Below are 3110 nucleotides of genomic sequence, written 5' to 3' on the forward strand. Positions count from 1 at the left end.
TCCAAGAAATGGGGTTTCTCGCCAGCTGGTTGAAGACTGGGAGAAGACCCCTGAGTATCAGCACGATGCCAACGGTCGTGTAACTGAGTGGGATTTCTACGGCGGTTCTTTGGCAGGTATTGAAGAGAAGCTTTCCTACTTGGAAAATCTTGGAATAACTGCGCTTTATTTGAATCCAATCTATGCTGCTTCCAGTAATCATCGCTACGATATTGCAGATTATTTGGAAGTCGATCCCGTTCTGGGCACGATAGAGGATTTTGAACGCCTCTGCGCAAAAGCTGCTGAACACGGTATTTCCATTATTTTGGATGGCGTTTTTAATCATTGTGGTGCTGATTCAAAATACTTTAATAAATTTTCTAACTACTCCGAACCAGGAGCAGTTCAGCAGGCTGGTTCTGCCTATGATAAGTGGTTTACGTTCCATGAGGATGGAACATATGAGAGTTGGTGGGGTGTCGATGCTCTTCCGACGATTGTCTCTGAAAATCCTGATTACCAGGAGTTTATTTGTGGCAAGGATGGCGTTATTAGAACGTGGCTGCGTCGTGGAGCTCGTGGTTGGCGCTTAGACGTTGCAGATGAGATTTCTGATTCGTTTATACAGAAGATTCGTGCAGCAGCGCTTGCTGAACGCAGTGATGCGGTCATTATTGGAGAGGTCTGGGAGGACGCAAGCAATAAGCGAGCGTATGGAAAACTCAGACAGTATCTTGAGGGCTCTGAGCTTGACGGTCCTATGAATTACCCTCTGCGTAAATCTATTCTTTCATTTTTGATGAATGAGGTTGGTGCTGAGGCAACTGCTTTAGCTCTTGAGGAACTGTGGGAAAACTATCCTCACGAGGCGTTTTATTCTTGCCTCAACGTATTTGGAACACATGATAAAGAGCGCTTGATTAACGTAGTTGCAGGAGCTCCTGCTCCTGATGCTCTTTCTGCTCAAGAGCAGGTAACGTATAGACTTTCTGCTGATCAGCGAGGTCTTTCTAAGGCTCGTATGTGGCAGACAGCTGTGCTTCAGATGACGCTTCCGGGTGTTCCGTCTATCTATTACGGCGATGAAATGGGTGTTGAGGGGTTTGTTGATCCGACAAATCGCGCAACTATGCCATGGCCTGGAATCAGTCCTCGTGCTGACTTGGATTACTTGCACATGTATCGCAATGCCATCGCGCTCAGAAAAACGCTGCCACTACTGGTAGATGGTTCGTTTGAGCCATTTGTCCCAGAATGTGGATCTGATGACGTTCTGGCATTTTGGCGTAAGCCTCTTCAAAAAGATGGCCAGCAAGAGCAGCAGGGCAAAGCCGCTTCTGGCATTTGTGTTCTGGTGAATAAGAGTCGCTCAGATGCTAAAACAGTATATGTTTCTGTACCTCAAAACATGCAGGTTATTGATGTTATTAGTGGCCAAGCAGTCCCCGTTAAGGACGGCAAAGCAGAGGTCTTTTTGTGGCAACTTGGATGCACTGTCTTAAACGTGCAACCAGCTCACAGGTTACAAAAGCCCCTTGAGCCTGGTATGGGAGTGCTTGCTCATATAACTTCTCTACCTGCCGATGAGGACTCTGCAATTACGCCAGGTCAGAAGCTTGGTGTTATTGGTCGCAAGACTTCCGAGTTCATCGATTTTCTCGCCAAATCTGGCCAGAAGTATTGGCAGATTTTGCCTGTCAGTCCAACTGATGAATACGGTTCTCCTTACGCGGGAATTTCTGCTTTTGCAGGAAATATCAACCTACTTGATCCAGCGGCAATGGAGAGAGTTATCTCTGAGTGCGATGATACTCAGAGTAGGCGAGCCGCTGAATACCAGGAATTCTGCGCGAGAAACTCGTATTGGCTTGATTCGTATGCAGCATTTCGAGCTATTAAAGACCTGCTGGGAGAGGAAGTATGGCAGGATTGGCCTAAGCAGTATCGCAGCTGGTCGCAAGAGCTTCTTGAGCGTCCTGAGCTTACTCAGGCAATTGAACTTCACCGAAAGCAGCAATTTACCTTTGAGGTAGTTTGGAGCCAGACATTGGCGGAGGCTCGTGCTAAAGGCATTCAGATTATTGGCGACATGCCCATGTTTGTTTCAGAGGATTCCGCTGATGTTTGGGCACATCCAGAGCTTTTTGCCCTTGATGCTACTGGACATACAGAGCTTCAGGCTGGAGCTCCTGCTGACGCGTTTTCTCAAGATGGCCAGCTGTGGGGTAATCCAACGTATAACTGGCAGGCTCATAAAGACGAGGGATACCGTTGGTGGATTGAACGTTTCCGCAGGTCTTTCTATCTGTATGACTATACCAGGCTGGACCATTTTATTGGCTTTACGTCTTACTATGCTATTGAGCAAGGAAAGACTGCTGCCGAGGGCTCATTCAAGTTTGGTCCCGGTCTGGAGCTGTTTGATGTTGCTTATAAGCAGCTTGGCCCACTTCCTTTTATTGCAGAGGATTTAGGAGCGGTTACTCCTGCGGTCCGAGCGATGCTTTCTCAGACGGGATTTCCGGGCATGAGCGTCATTCAATTTGCTGATGGAGATTGTAGATATTCCTTTACACCAGCTCAGGAGTCTATTGTGTACAGTGGCACCCACGATACGCAAACGCTTATGGGTTTTGTAGAAGCTCGTTTTACAGGTGGCCAGGCAACTGATGAATCGCACCAGATTTTTGACCACCTTATGGAGCAAGTAGTTAGCACTTCTAATGCAGTGGTTATTTTGCCGCTACAGGACGTCTTAGGTCTTTCTGACGATGCTCGTATGAACATTCCTGGTAAAGCTGAAGGCAATTGGTCTTGGCAGGTTAAAAAAGACATACTCACGCCACAGGTTGTTCAAAAGCTGCAGAGGTTTGCTGAACTGCACCAGAGTAAGCTCGACGCTTAGCGTACCTTTTTTGTTACAACAAAAAAGTCCTTCTCAGTGAACTGCCTCCCATTTCTTAGACACGAGAAATAGGAGGCAGTTCAAAACACACCTAAGTCGGATAATCTGTTAAAAAGACGTATACATGACGCAGAAATTACCACAAACATGCAGATTATCGTCATTTAATGTGTAAAATGCCCGCAATTGAGCAGAATATCTGACTTAGGTGTGTTCCGTAGAT

1 protein-coding gene is annotated in these 3110 nt (G+C 46.7%); it reads left to right on the forward strand.

Annotated elements, in window-relative coordinates; all coding sequences use genetic code 11:
- A partial coding sequence (locus RWJ43_RS06525; RefSeq protein ID WP_314009109.1) for a 4-alpha-glucanotransferase occupies positions 1-2887 on the forward strand: 2887 nt, incomplete at its 5' end.
- Between the last annotated feature and the right edge of the window lie 223 nt (positions 2888-3110).

Origin of the sequence: Lancefieldella parvula, from assembly GCF_963530955.1 — a bacterium.
Taxonomy (GTDB): Bacteria; Actinomycetota; Coriobacteriia; order Coriobacteriales; family Atopobiaceae; genus Lancefieldella; species Lancefieldella parvula_A.